This is a genomic window from Mycoplasma sp. 1573 (genome assembly GCF_053851775.1).
Genome location: NZ_JBSQBG010000001.1, coordinates 356,287 through 376,593 on the forward strand (window position 1 = coordinate 356,287; position 20,307 = coordinate 376,593).

The 20,307-nt window shown below is 31.0% G+C and carries 18 protein-coding genes, 1 tRNA gene and 1 rRNA gene; 16 read left to right on the plus strand and 4 right to left on the minus strand.

Translation table 4 applies throughout. From position 1 onward, the window contains the following. The first annotated feature begins 34 nt into the window (after nucleotides 1-34). The 10 genes from ACWXVT_RS01485 (at nucleotide 35) to ACWXVT_RS01530 (ending at nucleotide 12,015) form a co-directional block, all read left to right on the plus strand. Nucleotides 35-1,354: a YitT family protein gene (locus ACWXVT_RS01485; RefSeq protein WP_455967785.1), complete on the plus strand. Its 1,320-nt coding sequence runs from the start codon at nucleotides 35-37 to the stop codon at nucleotides 1,352-1,354. Nucleotides 1,355-1,545: 191 nt separating this feature from the next. Then, nucleotides 1,546-2,589 (plus strand): ornithine carbamoyltransferase, encoded by a 1,044-nt coding sequence (gene argF / locus ACWXVT_RS01490; RefSeq protein WP_455967787.1) that lies wholly within the window; start codon nucleotides 1,546-1,548, stop codon nucleotides 2,587-2,589. Nucleotides 2,590-2,593: 4 nt separating this feature from the next. Beyond that, entirely contained in the window at nucleotides 2,594-3,529 is a 936-nt protein-coding gene (arcC, locus tag ACWXVT_RS01495) for a carbamate kinase (RefSeq protein ID WP_438341328.1), read from the plus strand. 92 nt (nucleotides 3,530-3,621) lie between these two features. Further along, nucleotides 3,622-4,086 carry an rRNA maturation RNase YbeY gene (gene ybeY / locus ACWXVT_RS01500; RefSeq protein WP_455967789.1) on the plus strand — a complete coding sequence of 155 codons (465 nt, stop codon included), beginning with the start codon at nucleotides 3,622-3,624 and terminating at the stop codon, nucleotides 4,084-4,086. Next, complete coding sequence (era, locus tag ACWXVT_RS01505; RefSeq protein ID WP_438341326.1) at nucleotides 4,086-4,967, plus strand: GTPase Era; 882 nt, start codon at nucleotides 4,086-4,088, stop codon at nucleotides 4,965-4,967. The genes ybeY and era overlap by 1 nt, the downstream gene beginning before the upstream one ends. A gap of 39 nt (nucleotides 4,968-5,006) precedes the next feature. Beyond that, nucleotides 5,007-6,671: a hypothetical protein gene (locus ACWXVT_RS01510; protein ID WP_455967790.1), complete on the plus strand. Its 1,665-nt coding sequence runs from the start codon at nucleotides 5,007-5,009 to the stop codon at nucleotides 6,669-6,671. Between the two features lie 318 nt (nucleotides 6,672-6,989). Then, nucleotides 6,990-8,615, plus strand: coding sequence for an ATP-binding cassette domain-containing protein (locus ACWXVT_RS01515; RefSeq protein ID WP_455967791.1), 1,626 nt, complete (start codon nucleotides 6,990-6,992; stop codon nucleotides 8,613-8,615). Beyond that, on the plus strand, nucleotides 8,615-9,451 hold the full coding sequence (locus ACWXVT_RS01520; protein ID WP_455967793.1) for an ABC transporter permease: 837 nt from the start codon (nucleotides 8,615-8,617) through the stop codon (nucleotides 9,449-9,451). Before ACWXVT_RS01515 ends, ACWXVT_RS01520 begins: the two co-directional genes overlap by 1 nt. Next, a complete protein-coding gene (locus ACWXVT_RS01525; RefSeq protein WP_455967795.1) occupies nucleotides 9,444-10,292 on the plus strand; it encodes an ABC transporter permease in 849 nt (282 codons plus the stop codon). The genes ACWXVT_RS01520 and ACWXVT_RS01525 overlap by 8 nt, the downstream gene beginning before the upstream one ends. Further along, a complete protein-coding gene (locus ACWXVT_RS01530; protein WP_455967797.1) occupies nucleotides 10,264-12,015 on the plus strand; it encodes a hypothetical protein in 1,752 nt (583 codons plus the stop codon). Before ACWXVT_RS01525 ends, ACWXVT_RS01530 begins: the two co-directional genes overlap by 29 nt. Nucleotides 12,016-12,035: 20 nt before the next feature. Here ACWXVT_RS01530 and ACWXVT_RS01535 read toward each other — a convergent pair whose 3' ends face one another. The 4 genes from ACWXVT_RS01535 to ACWXVT_RS01550 form a co-directional block, all read right to left on the minus strand. Beyond that, nucleotides 12,036-12,416, minus strand: a complete 381-nt coding sequence (locus ACWXVT_RS01535) for a hypothetical protein (RefSeq protein ID WP_455967798.1) — start codon at nucleotides 12,414-12,416, stop codon at nucleotides 12,036-12,038. Then, nucleotides 12,400-14,430 carry a cysteine peptidase family C39 domain-containing protein gene (locus ACWXVT_RS01540; protein WP_455967800.1) on the minus strand — a complete coding sequence of 677 codons (2,031 nt, stop codon included), beginning with the start codon at nucleotides 14,428-14,430 and terminating at the stop codon, nucleotides 12,400-12,402. Before ACWXVT_RS01540 ends, ACWXVT_RS01535 begins: the two co-directional genes overlap by 17 nt. Before the next feature lie 66 nt (nucleotides 14,431-14,496). Next, nucleotides 14,497-15,090 (minus strand): FMN-dependent NADH-azoreductase, encoded by a 594-nt coding sequence (locus ACWXVT_RS01545; protein ID WP_455967801.1) that lies wholly within the window; start codon nucleotides 15,088-15,090, stop codon nucleotides 14,497-14,499. A gap of 102 nt (nucleotides 15,091-15,192) precedes the next feature. Then, nucleotides 15,193-15,266: transfer RNA gene (locus tag ACWXVT_RS01550), tRNA-Gly, on the minus strand. Between the two features lie 225 nt (nucleotides 15,267-15,491). Between ACWXVT_RS01550 and glyA the strand changes: the two genes are divergently transcribed. From glyA to ACWXVT_RS01580, 6 genes are all read left to right on the plus strand, one after another. Then, entirely contained in the window at nucleotides 15,492-16,739 is a 1,248-nt protein-coding gene (gene glyA / locus ACWXVT_RS01555; RefSeq protein ID WP_455967802.1) for a serine hydroxymethyltransferase, read from the plus strand. Between the two features lies 1 nt (nucleotide 16,740). Continuing rightward, on the plus strand, nucleotides 16,741-17,595 hold the full coding sequence (gene truB, locus ACWXVT_RS01560) for a tRNA pseudouridine(55) synthase TruB (RefSeq protein ID WP_455967803.1): 855 nt from the start codon (nucleotides 16,741-16,743) through the stop codon (nucleotides 17,593-17,595). After that, complete coding sequence (locus ACWXVT_RS01565; RefSeq protein ID WP_438341314.1) at nucleotides 17,595-18,413, plus strand: YcsE-related riboflavin metabolism phosphatase; 819 nt, start codon at nucleotides 17,595-17,597, stop codon at nucleotides 18,411-18,413. Before truB ends, ACWXVT_RS01565 begins: the two co-directional genes overlap by 1 nt. Nucleotides 18,414-18,415: 2 nt before the next feature. Next, nucleotides 18,416-19,240, plus strand: coding sequence for an FAD synthase (locus ACWXVT_RS01570; RefSeq protein WP_455967805.1), 825 nt, complete (start codon nucleotides 18,416-18,418; stop codon nucleotides 19,238-19,240). A 71-nt stretch (nucleotides 19,241-19,311) separates the two neighbouring features. Further along, on the plus strand, nucleotides 19,312-19,578 hold the full coding sequence (rpsO, locus tag ACWXVT_RS01575) for a 30S ribosomal protein S15 (protein ID WP_438341312.1): 267 nt from the start codon (nucleotides 19,312-19,314) through the stop codon (nucleotides 19,576-19,578). Between the two features lie 213 nt (nucleotides 19,579-19,791). Beyond that, nucleotides 19,792-20,307 (plus strand): 16S ribosomal RNA (locus ACWXVT_RS01580); the annotation flags it as partial.

A 20,307-nucleotide genomic window follows, 5' to 3' on the forward strand; every position in this document is an offset into this window, starting at 1 on the left:
TTTCAAGTATTTTTAAGAAGTAAGAAAGGTAATTATGAGCAAGTTAGAGCAAACAATTCAAGACGCAGACAATCAAGAAATAAATAAGAAGAGTGCCAAAAAAGCTAAAAAGGCAAAAAAAGTACCTAGTTATTTTGATGTAAATCCTTACAATGTCAATTTTTTGAATGTTTGAAAAAAGTTTCCTAAAAAACTGGCTTGAATGTTTATTTCAGCTTTATTATTTAATATTGGGATTGCCTTTTTCTTAGGAAAAGCAGCCACAGTTGCTTCTGGTTTCAGTGCCTTAATTCAATCTTTAACTTATACTCTTGATTTTTTAAGAAGTTACTTTGCTTTACTTTACTTGTGCTTAAATCTTCCGTTCATCATTATTTTTTGAAAGAAAAATTCTCGTTTATTTATGATTTTGACAACATATTGACTAATTTTTCAAGTAATTAGTGAACTAATATTCAATGGTGTTGGTCAAAACTATCCAATCAAAGAATGATTAGATAATGATTTTAGTATTTACTATACCCGTCACTCACTTGGACAAAATAATGAAACCCACATTGCATGAAATGTTTATTCAGGAACTTTCTATAATGGGCAAGTTGATGAATTTGGTAATAAAATTGTTGGAACCTGAAAATCATGAAAATTAGTTTCAGATATAAAAGATAGTAGTGGCAACATCATACACGCAAGCGGCTCACTAAAAGGTTGAAAAGAATTTAGTGCTCTAAATCCAAACTTCAATGTTTCAGTTGAAACTTGACCTATTATCATTTATACCCTTGCAGGAGCACTGCTAGGTGGAACAGCAGCAGCAATTGCTTGAAAAAATTCAGGTTCAACAGCCGGAAGCGACGTTATTATATATTACATTTCAAAAGTAAAGAAAATGTCAGTTGGTAAAGTTAGCTTTTTTGTAGCTTGCATGTTTGCTGGATTTTCAATTTTAATGATTGGTGGAGTTGAGCTTGGTGGACTAGTAAAAGATCACCCTTGAAATCTTTCAACTTTTGTTGTTAGAGTTATTTCGACAATTCTTTACATTGGAGTTTACAATCTTCTAATTACCTTTATATATCCTAAATATCGCAAAATCAAAATTACCATTTATACAACCAAAATTAATGAAATTTGTGAGCACTTTAAAGCTATTAACTATTGACACGGTTATAACATTGTTAAAGATCGTAGCGGATTCACTGGTATGGAAAAAGAAAGAATTGAAACTATTGCTTTATTCTTAGAACAACAAATATTGGAAAAGGAAATTTTAAAAATTGATCCAAAAGCTTGAATAAGCGTTCAACCAATAATGCGCATTCGCGGCGATTTTGACACTAAAACAGTTGATTAATATACTGACAAACAGGACTTAAGTGTCCTGTTTGTTTTTTACATTTTTAAGCAGATCAAGCAATTATTTTCAACAAAAATATTTGACAAAAAATTCAAAACTAGTAAAATTAAGGTATGTTTATATGGTTTATATAAATATGCTATTTTTAAAAATTTATTTATACATTTTAAATTTCTAAAGGAGGCAAAATGCCTGTTAATTTGAAAGGAAGAAGTTTAGATACAGCTCTAAATTTCACAACAGAAGAAATTAGATACTTATTAGATCTATCAAAAGATCTTAAAAAGTCAAAATACCAAGGACTACACACAAATTCACGTCCTTTAACTGGTAAAAACATTGCTATTATGTTCCAAAAAGACTCAACTCGTACACGTTGTGCATTTGAAGTTGCTGCTTTTGACCTAGGAGCAGGTGTTACATACATCGGACCACAAGGTTCGAACTTTGGTAAGAAAGAATCAATCGAAGACACTGCTGCTGTTTTAGGAAGATTCTACGATGGAATTGAATTCCGTGGATTCAAACAATCAGATGTTGATGCACTAGTTAAACACTCAGGTGTGCCAGTATGAAATGGACTAACAGATGCTGAACACCCAACACAAATGTTAGCTGACTACATGACAATGGAAGAACACCTAGGAAACATGAAAGACAAAAAAGTCGTTTTCGCTGGAGACATTAAAAACAACGTTGCTCGTTCATTAATGATTGGTGCTGCTTTCGTTGGAGCTCACATTGTTATGTGCGGACCAAAAGAAATGCACGACTTAGTTAAAAATGGTGAAGGATTCAAAGAAGTTTACGACGAGGTTCAAAAACTATTCGCACGTAATGGTGGATCAGTTTCGTTCAGTGACAACAAAATCGAAGCAGCTAAAGATGCTGACGTTATTTACACAGACGTTTGAGTATCACTAGGAGAAGATTTCTCACTATTCAAACCAAGAATTGCTCAATTAGGAGCTTACCAAGTGGATATGGCAATGATGAAAGCAGCTAAACCAACAGCTATTTTCCTACACTGCTTGCCTGCATTCCATGATGATCACACTGAATTCTCAGCAAAAATTAAAGCTGAATTTGGAAAAGAACACCCAGAAGTTGCTACAGGAGCTATGGAAGTAACAGACGAAGTGTTCCAATCAAAACACAATAAAGCTTTCGATCAAGCTGAAAACCGTATGCATACAATTAAAGCAGTTATTCTAGCTACAATCGGATACTAATAAGATGGCAAGAATAGTTATTGCTTTAGGGGGAAATGCTCTAGGAAATAATCCTGCTGAACAAAAAGAATTAGTTAAAATTCCAGCACAAAAAATTGCTGAAATGGTTAAAGCAGGACACCAAGTTATCATTGGGCACGGAAATGGACCACAAGTTGGAATGATTTTCAACGGATTTGTTTCAGCTCATGAAGTAAATGCAAAATCTCCATTAATTCCACTACCAGAATCAGGAGCAATGTCACAAGGTTACATTGGATTCCACATGGTAAGTGCTATTACTAACGCATTTAAAGAACACGGTGTAAAAGGGCACGAACCTCTTTACATTCTTACTCAAACATTAGTTGATGCAAACGACAAAGCTTTTTCTAACCCAACCAAACCAATCGGACCTTTTTACGACAGTTTAGAAAAAGCACAAGAAGCAAATCCAGGAAGCATAATTAAAGAAGATGCTGGACGTGGATTTAGAAAAGTAGTTGCTTCACCACTACCATTAGGATTTGTTGGATTTGAGCAAATGAAAAATGCAATTGAAGCAGGTGCTACTGTAATCGTTGGAGGTGGAGGAGGAATTCCTACAATCATCAACGAAAATGGTGATGTTGAAGGTGTTGATGGAGTTATTGATAAAGACTTCGCTCTAGCAAAATTAGCTTCTCTAGCTAAAGCAGATTACTTTGTAGTTTTAACTGCTATTGATAATGTAATGGTAAATTACAACAAACCAGATCAAAAAGCTTTAAAACATGCAACAAAAGCTGAGTTAGAAAAATACATCTCAGAAAATCAATTTGCACCTGGAAGTATGCTTCCAAAAGTGCAAGCTGCTATTAAATTCGTTGAAGAAGGCGGAAAAGCCGCATTCATCGGAGACTTAAAAGATTTAGAAGACATTATTGCAGAAAAAACTGGAACAAAAATCACTTTAAATTAAGCCCAAAGACCAAGCTAAAAATGCTTGGTTTTTCTTTTTTATTTTTGATATTTTTTTGAAATATTTACTTGTAAATATTTATAATTTTTCTTATGTTAAAACAAGAGCAAACCAATCAGATCGAATTAACAAACGAAACTGATTACCAATTTAAATATTTAAAAAAATATCATCAAATTCTAGATGCAGCAGCTCAAATTCAAAAAACTAGAAAAGCCTTGTTTGTTGATTTAGTGATTGTTGATAATGAAGAAATGCACAAATTAAACAAACAATACCGTAACAAAGACTATCCAACTGACATTTTGTCTTTTCCCTTTGCCGATGATGAGATGAATTTTATGGATGTCAAATTTTTAGGCCAAATTATTATTTCATATGAGAAAATAAGACAACAAGCACATGAATATAATCACTCAATTCAAAGAGAATTTTGTTATATTTTTGCTCATGGAGTAATGCACTTGTTTGGATACGATCATCAAACCGAAAAAGAGGAAGAGGAAATGAATGCTTTAGTTGATAAAATCATGGACAAAATCAAGGTGTACAGATAATGAAAGTTTGCACTATTTCGATTGTAGGGCGCCCAAATGTTGGGAAAAGTACTCTTTTAAATGCAATAATTGGTTATGATTTGGCAATTGTTACAAATGTTGCTCAAACAACACGTAATCAAATTAAAGGAATTTACACTGACGAAAATTACCAATTAATTTTTACTGACACTCCTGGGATCCACAAAGCTACTCACTTATTCAATGAAAAACTTAATAAAGCTTCGTATGACTCACTCGAAGATGTTGATTTAGTGTTATTTTTACAACCAGGAAATGAAGAAATTGGTAAGGGTGACAAATTCATTATTGAAAAAATTAAAAACATTAAAAATAAAGTTGCAGTTATCACAAAATTAGATCTAATTGATAACGACATAGCAAGCCAAAAAGCTGAACAACTTAAACAACTTGGTTTTGAAATTGTTGTTGGAGTTGGCCAAAACATTGATTCATCATACAAACATCTTTTAGATCTAATTAAACATGAATTCGCAGACCGTTTACAAGATCAAGAACCATTTTACGATCCAGAAGAATTTACTGATATTTCAATGCGTTTCATTGCTAAGGAAGTTATTCGTGAAACTGCTCTAAAATACTTAAAACAAGAACTACCTCACTCTATTGCTGTTGTAATTGATAGTTTTGAGGAAAAAGAAGACAAGCCTTATGTAATCCATGCCACTATTTTTGTGAAAAAAGACTCACAAAAAGGTATTGTTTTGGGTAAAGGTGGACAAATGATTAAAAATATTTCAATGCAGTCAAGAAAAAAACTAGCAGTGCTTTTTGACCATGCGATTTACTTAGAAACAAGAGTAAAAGTCAGTGAAGACTGAGTTGATAAAGAAGATAAGATTACACAAATGGGGTATTAATTAGTGAAACAGATACGATTTAAGTTCAAAAAACTATGAATGATTTTTATTTTGATATTCATAGGACTTTTCGCTATTTTAGGAGTGAGTTTTAAAATTAGCTCACGCTACAAACCAAGTATTTATAATTATGAATCATACATGTCAAAAGATTTGATTCACAAAATTAACCAAAAATACTCATATCGTTTATTTGGTGAAGTTAATGAATTTACCCGTGCTCTAGACCAAGGAAAAGCATTGGCAGGAGTAGGTAGTGATTATCAAATTGCACAATTAATTTATCAAAATCAAATTCGTAAAATTAATTATTCAAAACTAAACAAAAACATATTAGACTGAGATGATGTAAAAACCAAACAGCAAGAAGAAGAAAATAAAGCAAAAATTTTGTCACTTTTCAATGATATCATTGTTAAACATATGGCTAAATTTGATGATTTTATCAAAAGAGAAATTGAACAGAAAAACCCTAAGAATGTCAAGACTAAGCCGCACTTACTGTTTGATGAAAACAATCAATATGTAGGATACAGTGTTGACGGAGATGACAAAAAAGACGAATTTTATCAATATGTTATCCCTTACTTTTACCAAGATAAAATCGTTGCTTATAACATCAATAAGCAATCAAGGCCATACATTAAAGACGTTGAAAACGTTGAACAAAAAATGCTTGAAATCAAAAATAAAGACTATGCTGATTGAAATGAAATTTATCAAGTATTAAGAAATGCTGGTTACCACAATTATGGTTGAACTAACTCATTTTTAGATAATTTGATGCTAGGTTCATTCTATCAAAATTCACTTTCACACTCAGATCCTAACTATAAGCAATGAATTGATAAAAATCACCAATTAATTCCTTTTGATGAAACTAATTACAAAGATTCAATTGAAATGTTTGCTAAATTCGTGCAAAAAGCAACTGGTCATGATCTTAAAGAAACAAAAAATAACAAGTTAATTTCGAATGGATTACAACTTGTTACAGACTTAATCGATCCCGACTCAACTAAATTAGATGTTGGTTTAATGTATAACGGTGATGTTTTGGATGCATATTATTCAAATGATAACTTTGCGTCGTTAGAAGACGGGCAAAGTGTAGGATACATTCGTCCAAGTGAAAACATGCTTCTTTTGGATGCTTGAATCATTTCAACAAAAACTCCAAAAAAAGAAGCTGACAATTTCCTTGAATATGTTTCTGATATTTTGTTCACTGACTTAAAATACTCAGTAAAAGAATTAGAAAAACTTTACTACGAAGAAATTGAAAAAAAAGTTGTGGAGCAAATTTTGAGTGAAAAAAGCAATACCTTGAGTGAAGAAGAAGTTAAAAACTCAGTCAAAAATGCAATGTATGTCAATCCTAAAGATGAAAACTCTGAAATAAACAAAGAATTTTTCCAAGACCACTATGACGTATTTTCAGACTCATTTGATTTCACTGATTCAATCATTAACTTTGATGCAATAAATTACACTCCAACAGTTAAAAGTACATACGAATTTATCAAGAAATACTACTTCAGAAATGAAGATATGACTAACGATGAAAAAGCGTTAGATATCTATAAAGTTGAAGAAAATTCTGAAAATCAAGGTGCAAAAATTTACCACCACATATATCAACCTACTGACAATAAACTAAGAAGCAAAATCATTCAGGAATACTACAACAAAACTGTTTCTTAAGAAAGATTATTCGCCCAAAAATCGGGCGAATTTTTATGTCTTTTTTGAGCCCCAAAAAACTATGTTTTTTATGGTAAAATTTTACTTATGCTAAAGAGTACTAAACTAAAACTAAAAAATGCAATCAAGTGAATTTTCTTCATTGAAGTTTTTCACTTATCTTTTAGCACTCTTAAGAGACTAATTGAAGAATATAGTCAAAATATGTACGATCTCGCCCTCCTTTAGTTGAAATTAAATCAAGGCAAATTTATAAGTCGCGATTTAGTTTCATTTTGGTTACAAATTTACATTTTTAAATCAAAGTAAAGGATCATAATGGAAATTAATAACGATATTAAAAAAGACAAAAAGAAATATCCAATTATTGAGTTAGTAGACGTTACTAAAGAATATGACGAAAAAATAGTTCTAGACAATGTTAATTTAAAAATTAATCGTGGAGAATTTGTAACATTGCTAGGACCTTCTGGATCAGGAAAAACTACAATCTTGCGTTTAATTGGTGGTTTTGAATGAACTACTCGTGGGGAATTAAAATTTGATGGAAAAGACATTAAAGATTTATCACCACACAAAAGAAATGTTTCAACCATCTTTCAGGATTATGCCCTATTTCCACATCTAAACGTTGAAAACAACATTAAATACGGATTGAAATTAAAACGTATTGCTAAAGATATTCCAACTCCAGAGGTTTTAGATAAACTAGCTCGCCAACAAAAACAATGAACAAAACATGCTACTCAGCAAAAACAAAAATTAAATAAAAAAGTAGAAGATTACAACAAAGAATTGCAAAATACGCAGCTAAGCCAAAGTCAACGTCAAAAGATTCAATCAAAAATTGATGCTGTTAATCAAGAATGCTTAGAATGAGATAATTATGTGCAACAAAAAACTGAAGCATTTGAAAAAAGACACATCACTTTAAGTGAAACAGCTAAATCTGAGCTTTTAGTGAGATTAGAACGTCAACAGCAACAATGAAAAAAATATGCTGCACAAAAAATGCAAGAACTTGACAAAAAAATGGCTGAGTACGAAAAAGACTTAGAAAACAAAAAACTAAGCAAAAGCAAACGTCAAAAAATTCAATCATGAATTGATGATAGTGATTTCAACTACTCATACTGAGAAAACTATGTAGACTTGAAAACTGAAGCTTTTGAAAAGAAACACACAACTAGAAAAATTAGTCCAAAAGAAATGGATAATGCTGTTGCTGACATTGTTAAACTGGTAGGGCTAGAAGGAAATGCCCAAAAGCCAATTAATGCACTTAGTGGAGGAATGAAACAGCGTGTTGCCCTTGCTAGATCACTAGTCATTGAACCGGAAATTTTACTTTTAGACGAACCTTTAAGTGCATTGGATGCAAAAATCAGAGAAAAAATGCAAATTTTGTTGCGTAGTATTCAACAAAAATTAGGACTAACATTTATTTTTGTTACTCACGATCGTGATGAAGCTCTGCAACTAAGTGACAGAATCGCAGTTATCCGTGACGGGCAAGTTGAACAATATACTAAACCACATGAACTATACGATTACCCAATCAACAAATGAGTAGCTAATTTCATTGGTGATTCAAACTTTTTCGATGCTTCTTTTGTGCAAAAAGGAAAAGTTCACTTTATGGGCAAAAACTTTATGACTATTCACGATGAGTTCGAACCAGGACAACAATTAGATGCCTTAATTCGTCCTGAAGACATGATTATTTCACGTGATAAATCTAAAGGTAAATTATCAGGAACTGTTACAAAAATTGTTTACAAGGGAAGTTATTATTTCATCGATGTTGATGTAGACGGAAAAATCGTTTATGTTGAAACAACCAGAAAATTTGAACCCGGTACACAAGTTTATCTAACTTGAGACACTGATGCAATTCACTTAATGAACAAAGATTCTAAAGAATGAAATAACGAACAAGTCTAATGTTTAAGAAAATCAATAAAAAATTAGGGTTTAATCTTCGTTTATCGCTGATTCTACCTTACATATTATTTGCTTCAATATTTATTGTTCTACCATTAATCTTTGTTTTTATAAAAGCATTCAGTCCAATCGATGGTCAGTTAGACAACTGACACATTATTCAAGACAAAAGTACTTGAAAAATTTTGTGAAGAAGCGTTTGAGTAGGGGCTGTAGGTGGACTATTTTGTTTATTAATAGGTTTTCCATACACTTACATCCTGGCAACCGCAAAATCAAAAATAACAAAAAATGTTGGTTTTAGTTTAATTTTTTCACCTTTGTTTATTTTTACTATTTCAAAAGCATTATCACTTAGAGGATTATTTAGTGTGATGTTTGATGAAAATAGTTTGAATAATGAAGCTTTCATGATTTTAGGGGTTGTTTACTTGTATTTACCTTTCGTGATCATGCCTTTATATCAAGTTTTAAAAGATATGCCTAAAAATATCTTGGAAGCAAGTGAAGATTTAGGTTATTCAAAAGCTAAAACAATTTGAAAAGTTGTAGTTCCATACTGCATGAAAGCATTGCTAGCAGGTTTTAGCACAGTGTTCTTGATAACTGCAACTTCAATTATTTTGAGTGACAGATTGCTTCCACATGGAAGTCAAAATCAATTGATCGGTAACTTGATTCAAAACTTTGCTAATGCATCAAATCCATTTGATTTGGCTGTTGCTTCAACACTTGTTTTAATAACATTAGCGATTTTAATGTTGTTGTATAGTGTAACCTATCTACTGCCTTTACTTTTAAACAAGTATCGTTTCAAAGGAGGTAAAGATGAGTAAGTTTTCTACCTTTTTCAAAAGATCATACATTGTAATAATCTTAATTTTGTTCTACATTCCAATAGTTTTTGGAACAATTTATTCATTTAATACACCAAGTGATAAAGGTGTCTTCAGTGTTACAACTTGAAACAGAACCTCAGCTGCTGCATATAAAGCACTTTTTTCAGCAGATCACGCTGGTGCATTCATTAATTCTTTATTAATAGGATTGTGTGCTTCGGTTTTAGTGATAGCAATTTCACTACTAACTGTCTATGGTTTGTGAAGACAAAAAAACAAAAAACCTAGACAAGTAGTTCAAGGAACAGCAAACATTCCTTTAATCAACAGTGATGTTGTTACTGCTTTAACGCTAACAATCGTTTTGACTGCCTTCTTTGGAGTCTTAAGTGCTACAAGTGAGGGATTTGTTCGTGTTATTGTAGCTCATACAGTAATCATTCTTCCATATGCAATTATGATAATGTTGCCAAAATCTGACAAGTTTTCAAAAAACATTTTTGAGGCTAGTCAAGATTTAGGTTATTCAAAAGTAAGAACTTGATTCAAGACTTATTTTGTTTATATGCTAGGTTCAATTGGATTTGTATTTGTAGTTTCAATGGTTTTAAGTTTCGATGACTTCATTGTTACCAGAATTGTCTCAAATACAGAAACTTTAGGAACTCAACTTTACGAAGGACAATTCCAAGCATGAAGTTTAGCATTGGGTGCAATATGTTTAATGATTGTTTTAGTTGCTAATTTAATTTACATTATTACTGCAACAAAAGCATTAACACTTCTAAAAAACAAAACCAAAGCATATTTTGCAAAGAAATCAGGTAAACAAAATTAAGGAATTTCTAAAACGTAATTTAAAACGTTTTGTAACATTCATAGTATTTCTATCTATTTTACTTATTGCAATTTTATCTTTTGGTTTTAAAGCTAAACACCCATATTCACCAAGTCTTTATAACTATGGTTCTTACTTGAAAAAAGACATCATTGACAAAGTTAAGAGTCGTGGATATAATTACAAAGTATTCAACGACATAAATGATTTTACTGTTGCTTTAAATAATGGAAAAGCAGCAGGTGGAGTTGGAAGCGATTTTCAAGCAGCCCAACTAATAATTGAAAATCGTTTGAAAAAATTTAATTTTGCCAATGTTTTCAACACAAATGATTCAAAACCTTTGATTGAACAGTTGGCAAATGTCTATCGTCCAAGTGTAATTGAACACTTGAAAGAATATGATCAAATGATTTTTGACCTCATTGCAGCTAATGACGAATACAAAGCTAAAAGAATTTTAGATCCTGTTTCGAAGAAAATGGTTGCATATGATGTTGACAGAAATGGAAAAGAAGACCATTTCTGAGAATACATAATTCCTTACTACACTCAAGACAAGGTTATTGCTTATAGTATTGATTATGAAAATCGACCTTACCTAAAACTTTCGGCCGAACAAAAACAAAAATTGATTGACGAAGGTTTATATGATGAAGAAAATGAATCAATTATTTTTAAAGACCTTTCTTGAACTGGGATAATGGAAACACTAAAAAAATTCAATTACAGAGTTTTTGCATGAAATAATGCATACTACGACAATATGATGATCGGTGCTTTTTATGAAAATGATAAAGGCGAAAAACAGTGAGTAGTTAATAACAAATTAAAACCTTTTAATGAGGATAACTATCTAGAAGCGATAAAAGGTTTTGAAGAATATGTAAAAGCAGCATCAGGATACTCACTTAGAGATACAAAGCACAACTTTTTAATTGGTGATGGATTAGAACTAGCAAATAATCTTATTGAGCCAAAAGAAGGACGTGCTGATGTTGCTGTTATGTATAACGGTGATGCAATTGATGCTTACTATTCGGCTGACAATTTTAGTTCTTTAAAAGAAGAAGGATTGGTAAGATACGTAAGACCTAAGGATAATTTCTTACTAATGGATGGCTGAATTCAAGCAAATGTGATGACTGATGATGAATCTATCAAATTAGAAAAAACTATTGGTGAATATGTTTTTGGCAACATTGATGCCCAACAATCATCTCAGTCTAGAGTTTTAGACCTTGAACAAAGTTACATTAACACTTTGAAAAATCTTCTTATTTCTAATTCTGAAATAAATGAAGAGATTAAAGAAGAATTAGAAAAAATAAAGGACGAAGACAGCTCATTGTATGAAACCAGTATGCAAATTTTAAATATTTTAAAAGAAGATAAAGAGCAATTTTCACAGCAAGACATTGACAAAATTTTTGGATTGCACATGGAAAATGAAGATGCTTTATCTGATTATTTTGCTGAAGCATTTACAGATGATAACATTGCGGTTGAAGTAGAAAACTTTGACTACATCAACTACACTCCAGCTAATCAAGGAATTTTTGCTTTCATTGAAAAATGATATTTCGGTAGTGACGAAGTTGCTAAGTCAATGTACATTCAACCAGAGCAAAGTGATGATTACAAAGTGTTTCTATATCAAATCATCAATCGAAAATTGCGAACAGCAATAAGCTTACAATACTTTAAGATCACAAAATCATAGAAACTGGCAATGCCAGTTTTTTATTTGCTGAAAATAACCTCTCAATATTTTTTTGTTTCTTCCGTTATTTCAATGCAAGCCTTAACGATTTTTGTAAAGTTAACATCTTCAGTGAAAGATATTTTTGCTTCAAAAAGGTTTAAATCGACTGGTTTTATTCACAAAATCTTTGCTTTTCAAAGTTTATTGTTTATTTTCAAGTTAATAGTTTGATTAAAATCAAATTCATGATTTGTCAAATTTTGGAACTGAATAATATTTTGTCTTTCATCGAAATTAATGATTTTGAGTTCTTGTTTTACTTTCATTTTTCAAGTTGTTAAAACAAACATAATGGCAAAAATTACAATAAGGCTTATTATCAAGATTAATAATTCTCATTTTTTAAGCTTTAAATTCATCAAAATTCACCACCTTTGCTTTCTCAAAAATATATTTTTGCGAGTGTGAAACTTCAATGACTATTTTTTTACTCAAAAGTTTTTGTAGGAAAGGTTTTAATTTTTCAAAAATGTTTAAGTCAATATTCTCAAAGCATTCGTCTAAGAGCACAACTTCATTCTCATTAGCAAATAACTTCAAAAGCTGGATGAATTGTTTTTGTCCTGCTGAAAAATTTTCACCATTCAAAACTATTTGGTCCGCAAGAGATAACTTAAAGTAGTCAAAAAATTCTTGAAGATTGTATTCAATAAAACTTTGTTCGAATCTAGATTTAAGAACAGGATTATTTTGATGAATATTGTTAGCAATTGTATTGTTGAAAAGTGATTGCGATGAATTGATATAACTTATTTTTGTTCTAAGAAATGATGTATCTAAATTCTGAATATCAACGCCATCAAACAAAATGGAGCCATGATAGTCAAAGAAATTTAACAAAAGCTTAAGAAATGTACTTTTTCCACACCCATTTTTACCTATTAAGTGATTTTGAGCTTTTAATTCTAAGTTACCTATTTTGAATAGATGATTATATTCACTATATCCAAAAGCTAAATTTTCGATAGTAATATTTTTGATTTCAACTTTCTGATTAAAGTATTTATTATCAATTTCCAAATTTATATGGTTAAAGCTATTTCACAATTTACTAGCTTGCATAAAGTTTGAATATTGAGCAATATTGTTTGCTAGCAGCTTAGCAGGATTAATTAAAAAGTTGTAATAACTGACCAAAATTAAGAAATCACCAACATTTTTATTGTCATTTTGAGAATATCAAAACAAATAAATTATTAAAACAGGACAAATAGCAAGAATAACGTCTGATAATGTAGCAAAAAGTGAATTTAAATAAAAAAACTTATTTGTTGCTTTTATTTGATTCTCAGTATTTTTTGTATTAGTTTGGAAGATGAAATTAGGCACATTTTGCATTCTAGTTTGTTGAAAATTATTAATAACAAACAGAGTATCAGAAACAACTTCACTGTTCTTTATCAAAAGCTCTTGCCATGGTTTTTTTCGCATGTAATTAGCCAAAATGTTAACTAAAAACAAAAAACTTATTGCACAAACAATGAGAAGTGTGATTTTGAAATTGATTGTGACTAGAAAAAATCCTGATAGTACAATGAAAGCGAAATTAGCAAAAGTTTGAAGGCTAAGAGATGCTCGATACGAAGCTAAAAACTCAAAAGAACTATAAATTTTGATCAAATCTTGCTGGCTATATTTTTGTATTTGATGTACCCTTCCATACAGCAATTTATGATTGAATATTTTTTGATACTGGAAAAGATAAAAATTCACTATTTTTCTTGTGCAAAATTCATTAATAGTTGAAAACGATATTTTCAGTAAGCTGCAAAAACCCAAAATGATTAAAAAATGCAAAAAGTAGGAATCTCTTGTTTCTTTAAGAGCACTGTTTAAAAGATATTTACTTATTTGTGAAGCAAGAATTGACAACCCAAATACCAATAAACTCATAATTGAATTTAGAAATGTGTATTTATAAGTAGTTTGGAAATAAGTTACACTGTTTTCTTGATATGAGTTTTGTTCACAACTAGTTTTGGTGACATCAATGATTATTGAAGCATATTGTTGTTGCAATGTTTCTAACTTCATTTTTAACTTACCAATAGCAGGATCGAAAATAACAACATAATCATCTGTCTTTTTTGTAACTACAACAGTGTGCAATAAATTTTGCTTTGCAAGGACAATAATTATTGGATGCTCTAATTTTAGATTAACAAAACTATTTCACTCACCTTGCGTAATCTTAAAATCTAAGCCAAACTGCTTAGCTTTATGTTTGAGTTCCAAAAGATTTATTCCTTTTTCTTCATAATTTGTGGCTTGTTGCATGCTTTCAATATTCAAACTCTTTTTATACCAGTATTTATACAGTTTACTTAAACACAATAAACCACAATCTCTTGTTTTTTGTTGTAATTGTTCCATCTACTCATTAAAGTAAAAAAACAGCAAAAAAAAAAAAAAAAACTGAGAAAATAAAATTTCCCAGTCTTAGAATTGTGAAGCAAGTTTTTCAATTTCGTTTTGGTGCATGGCAACAACTTCTTGCGCTGATTTGGTTGCTAGTTCACCAACTTTTGTTCCGTCAATTAAAAAACTTTCATTCAGTTCTGCATAAACAAACTTAAACGTTCCTTCAAGATATTTAACATGGTTTCCTCATTCATATCATCCCAATGGAGCACCTTGAGTTGCTAAGATTTGAACTTTTAGATGATCTAACAGCCCGACAGCGTCTCCTTTTTTTGAATATTTGTAACTAAATGTTTTATTCGCTACTAAAACTCTATCTAAATAATTTTTTAATGTTGCAGGAATGTTGAAATTATACATTGGAGCTGTTATAACTACTTTATTAACACTTTTTAATTGATTAATTAGTTCATCACTTTCTGAACCAAAGAATTGAACAAAATTTTGCTTGTTTAAACTTTGTTTAGCAGCTTCTAATTCATTTAAATCTAAATATTGCACTTCATCTTGAGGATTTAGTTGTTGATATTTGTTTACAAAAACCTTAGCCATTTGGTTAGTAATTGATTTTTGTCCGTTTACTGAAGATAAAATAACTAATACTTTATTCATTTTCATCCTTTCTCTTCATTAGAATTGTATGGCATAAAAACCAAAAATGCCAAAAAGGAATTAAAAAAGTGGCCTTTTGCCACTTTTTGGTGATTTAACATATGGTGCAAGCGAAGGGAATCGAACCCTCACAGTCAGCTTGGAAGGCTGAAGTTCTACCATTAAACTACACTCGCATTTGCTTGTTGCTTTAATATTATACATAAAATTTTTTCTTTTGCAAATAATTTTATTTTTTTAAAGCAACAGCTAGTCTGAAAACACAATTCATTATATAACAAAAAACCTAATTTCTTTTATTTTGAGTTTTTGACTTTTTGTCGCCTAGCATTTTTTGGTTACATATTATATAATTTTAAAGCTATTATGAAACTATATTCATAATCCCTAAAGGAGAAACTATGTATCGCAAAATTGATTTAAAAGATAACGAAATTGCTGAATTAATTAATAAGGAATTGCAACGTCAAGAAACTAATATTGAACTTATTGCTTCTGAAAATTATGTGTCTGATGATGTTATGAAAGCAGCAGGATCTTGCTTGACTAATAAATATGCCGAAGGTTATCCAGGTGCAAGATATTATGATGGTTGCGAATACGTTGATCAAATTGAACAGCTTGCTATTGATCGTGCTTGTCAATTATTTAATTGTGCATATGCAAATGTACAACCATATTCAGGTTCTGTTGCTAATGCCGCAATTTACATGGCCTTATTGGAACCAAATGATCGTGTTTTAGGTTTGCAGCTTTCATCGGGAGGACATTTAACTCACGGATTCAAAATTTCTTTTAGTGGTAAATTTTATGAACCACACTTTTACACAGTTAATGAAGATGGAATTCTGGACTACGATGAAATTGAAAGAATAGCTTTAGAAGTAAAACCAAAAATGATTATTACAGGATATAGTGCTTACTCACAAATTATTGACTTTAAGCGTTTTGGTGAAATTGCTAAAAAAGTTGGTGCTTATTTACTTGCCGATGTAAGTCACATTGCCGGATTAATTGTTGCCGGAGTTCACCCTTCTCCTTTTCCTTATGCTGATGTTGTAATGACTACCACTCACAAAACATTACGAGGAACACGGGGAGCAATGATTTTAACTAATGACGAAGAATTGGCTAAAAAAATTAATCGCTCAGTTTTCCCAGGATATCAAGGTGGACCTTTATTGCATCAAATCGCAGCCAAAGCAGTTGCTTTTAGAGAAGCACTAAGTCCTGCTTTCAGTAGTTATGCTAACCAAATTATTCTTAATGCCAATGTTTTTTGTCGTGCTTTTATGTCAAAAGGTGTCAAAGTTGTTTCTGGTCTTACCCAAAACCACCTATTTATTATTGATACAAAAACTTCTTACAATTTAACTGGAAAACAAGCAGCTGACATCCTTTCTTCAATTTCAATTACTGCCAATAAAAACGCTATTCCTTTCGATAGTGAAAAACCAACAGTTACTAGTGGTATAAGACTGGGTGTTGCAGCTATGACATCACGCGGATTTGAAGAAAATGAATTCGTTACTATTGCCAATTTAATTCACAAAGCACTAAGTGAGCCTGATAATGTTGCTTTACATCAAATCATTAAAAAAGAAGTTTTAAAACTTTCAAGCCAATTTCCAATCAAAAAAACTTACTAACATGTTTTTCAAAATAAATAAAGCAAAAGGTGTGTCAAGTTTTAAAGCAATTAGAGATTTTGCTAAACAAAACAACATTCAAAAAATTGGTCACTGTGGAACCTTAGACCCTTTAGCAACTGGTCTATTGATTGTTGCAACTGATCAAGATACAAAACTCTTAAATTACATCCTAAGTCAAGACAAACGCTATATTTGTACAATGCGACTTTTTCGCCACAGTGCATCTTGGGATAGTGACTCCATTGTCAGCATTTTAGAATGAAAAGAAATTTCTCATAATCAATTAGAACGAGCTTTCGAGCAAATTAAAAACTCAGAAGAACAAATACCTCCAGTTTTCAGCGCCAAAAAAATTAATGGTGTGCGAGCTTATGAACTAGCGCGTAAAAATATAGATGTTAGTCTAAAACCAAACAAGATTAAAATTCATGAACTAAAAATTCTTAACTATGACTTAGAAAATGATGAAGTTACATTCGAAGCTTTTGTTTCGAAAGGTACTTATATTCGCTCGATTGTGCATGATGTTGCTTTGCTTTTAAATACTGATGCAATTATGGTTGATTTAAAACGTACTCAGGTCGGAAATGTACTTTTAGATGAGCAAAGAAAAGTTAGCGAAATTGACAATATTGAGCAATTATTTGGTATAAATATAGTTACCCTAAACAAGGATGAATTAAAAACACTTTTCAAAGAGCGCGTGGTAAGAAAAAAATACAATCTACCAAACGCTAATTACTTATTAAAACATAATAATAATTTTTTAGGAATAGTGCAAATATTTGATGATCAATTAAAAGTCATCAAAATTTTTTGACCCCTACTAGAAGCTATTATTAGGGAGGAATAATGAAAAAATTCAAATTAGTAGCCTTTGATATTGATGGTACTATTCTACCATTTGAAGATGGTAAAAAAAACAATGACTTAAGTCAAGTTATTGTGCAAATGTTTAAAAAATTAAAAGATGCTGGATACATTACAGTTCTATGTACCGGAAGAGACATTTTTACTGTTGGTAACAGAATTGAGACTCCTAATGTTGATTATTTCATTGGAGCTAATGGTTCATTTATTATTGACTTAAAAACTAATGAATACTTATTTGAAAAATCAATTTCTTATCAAGATTACAAAGTATTTTTAGAAGCAACTCAAGCTCGTAATTTACCTTTTACTTTTGTTGGTAAACAAAAAGGATACTACAACAATCTTTTTGACATTAACCACTGATTCTATGAACCTTTCAAAAAAGATTTCTATGACATTAGTGAATATAATGAAAATTCTACTGATACAAACTATTTAATTACTGTAAATTCAGATGCTAGCCGTGAACTTAAAGAATTTTATGATGATCTTTTTGCTAAAAATAATTTAGACATGTGAGTTTTAGCAGAATGAACTAATGGGGTTTTCATTTCAGCAAGAGATGTTAACAAGGCTAGAGGACTAGAAATTCTTTGTGAAAAACTAAATATTAAACTAGATGAAGTTATAGCTTTTGGTGATTCTTCAAATGATGTTGAAATGTTAAGCGAAGTTGGACTAGGTGTTGCAATGGGTAATGCCGAAGAAGAACTTAAAGAAGTAGCTGATGATGTTTGTGGTGATGTAAGTGACCACGGAGCATACAATTACTTACTAGAAAAAGGATTTATTAAATAATTATGAAAGTTTATAATTGGCCAGTTGACAAAACTTTTGAAAATCAAAAAATTGCTATTTTAGGAAGTTTTGAAACTTTGCACTTAGGTCATTATGAACTATTCAAAATCGCTAAAAATTTAAAAGCTCAAAATCCTGAAAAAGAAATTGTTTGCTTTTTGTTTGATAACAAACATCAGCAAAAAGCGAAAATGTTCCAAATCAAGACGCGTTTATATACTTTATATAATATAGGTATAGACGAAGCTGTTATTATTCACTTTGACCAAGATTTTCGTAATCTTTCTGCCCAAACATTTATTGATAAATTGAAAGCAATGAATGTCAGTGATATAGTTTGTGGCCAAGATTTTCGTTTTGGTTTCAATCGCTTAGGTAATGTTGATGCTTTAAAAGCTAACTTTAATTGCCAGATTGCTAGTCTTAAAAAAATTAATGGCATGAAAATAGCTTCTTCAACAATTAGACAAATCATTGAGGATGGTTCAATCGAGTTACTAAATACTTTGCTAATTGAAAAGTATGCTTTTATTATTGAATTAAATACTGATGATTATTCTTTTGAATGACCTAACAATTTAGAAAAAATACATGCCGGAACTTATTTGGCCAATGTAGTAATTGAAAATGTTGAATATCATGCAATTGTCAAAATTGGTTTAGAAAAAAATGAAATCGTTTTTCTAGACCTTAAAAAACAATATTTGCCCAAAGTCGAAACTTTTGTTGAAATTCTTAAACAATTAAGATTTATTAATCACATGGCGGATGACAAAGTTTTCAAAGACGAAATAAAACAAGCCTTTAAATTTTTTAGTATAATGTAGTGCATCAATAATACATTAATTTATTGCTCGGTTGTAAAGTAAATTTATTGCTGGGTTGTAAAGGAGAAAATATGGTAGACAAAAACACCAGACTTGAATTAATTAAAAAATTCGGAAAAAACGATAAAGACACAGGTTCAGCAGCAGTTCAAATTGCTTTATTAACAGCTGACATTGAAAGTTTAAAAGTTCATTTCCAAAACAACAAAAAAGATTTACACTCAATGCGTGGATTTATGGCAAAAGTTAACCAACGTAAATCATTATTAGCTTATTTAAAAAGAACTAACTATAACGAATACCTAAACTTAATTCAAGAACTAAACATTCGTAAATAAAATCTCGCTGAGATTTTATTTTTTTTATTTTTTTAATGTATAATTAGAAAGCAATTTTTAGCAAGTTCAAACAAGTTGATAAACAATTAAAAAATAATTTATTTTTTTTAAAACAAACAACAAATTATGCTATAATTGTTTTTGTAGACCTTGAGAGTTCTACAAGAAAATAGTTCTTTGAAAACTGGATATAAATACCATAATCGTCAATTTTTTTATAAGAGTTTGATCCTGGCTCAGGATGAACGCTGGCTGTGTGCCTAATACATGCATGTCGAACGAAGTAGCTTGCTACTTAGTGGCGAATGGGTGAGTAACACGTGCTTAATCTACCTTTCAGATTGGGATAACAGTTGGAAACGATTGCTAATACCGGATACGTGACAAATTCGCATGAAATTGTCATAAAAGGAGCATTTGCTTCACTGGAAGATGAGAGCGCGGAACATTAGTTAGTTGGTAGGGTAATGGCCTACCAAGACGATGATGTTTAGCCGGGTTGAGAAACTGACCGGCCACACTGGGACTGAGATACGGCCCAGACTCCTACGGGAGGCAGCAGTAGGGAATATTCCACAATGGGCGAAAGCCTGATGGAGCGACACAGCGTGCACGATGACGGCCCTCGGGTTGTAAAGTGCTGTTATTAGGAAAGAAAACTCAGCGGAGGAAATGCCGCTGAGCTGACGGTACCTGATCAGAAAGCGATGGCTAACTATGTGCCAGCAG